Here is a 920-nt window from a genome sequence, read left to right on the forward strand (position 1 = left end):
CTTAAACATGTAACCCTGGCTGAGCTGGACCAACTGATCGAGCGGACCCGTGACATCGGGGAAGTGGAAAATGTATATGCACTGACCCCGATGCAAAAAGGTATGTTGTTCCATAGTCTGATGGATGCAGCGTCCGGGGCTTATTTTGAACAAACGACCTTTGATCTACATGGACGCTTCCAAGCGGATATTTTCCAAGATAGCTTAAATCAACTGGCACAGCGGCATGAGATCTTTAGAGCCAATTTCATCAGCGGCTGGCAGGATGAGCCCGTGCAAGTGATTTTCCGCCGTAAGGAAGTCGGTTTCAGATATGAAGATGTGCGTCATTTGGACGATCAGAAACGTGACGCGTATGTGCAGGAATTTATTCGCCAGGACAAGGCAGCCGGGTTCAATTTGTCCCGGGATGCGTTGATGCGCGTGGCGATTTTACGGACCGGTGATGAGGATTATTACTTTGTATGGAGCTCTCACCACATTTTGATGGATGGCTGGTGTGTGGCGCTGGTAACAGATGAGGTGTTTGAGGCTTATTTTGCAGCCGTGGAGCGTCGAGCACCAAAGCTCGCGCCTGTCACTCCATACAGTCAGTATATTGCGTGGCTGGAAGCCCAGGATGTAGAAGCAGCAGCCTCCTACTGGAAGGAATATTTGCTGGGCTATGATCAGCAAACGTCAATTCCAACTGGAAAAGTAGGTGCGAAAGCAGACGGTGAACAATTTGAGCATGTACTGTGCGATTTGGGCCAAGATTTGACGGGACGTCTGGAAATGGTGGCCAAACAGTACCACGTGACCGCAAATACGTTACTGCAAACCGCCTGGGGCTTATTGCTTCAGAAGTACAACGGTAGTGACGATGCCGTCTTTGGCGGTGTCGTATCGGGTCGCCCGGCTGAGATTTCGGGGATCGAAAA

Annotated in this window: 1 protein-coding gene; it reads left to right on the plus strand. The window is 50.3% G+C overall.

From position 1 onward, the window contains the following. A partial coding sequence (locus AC5V8P_RS25765) for a condensation domain-containing protein (protein WP_495474082.1) occupies positions 1-920 on the plus strand: 920 nt, incomplete at both ends.

Source organism: Paenibacillus sp. N119s, assembly GCF_059447605.1.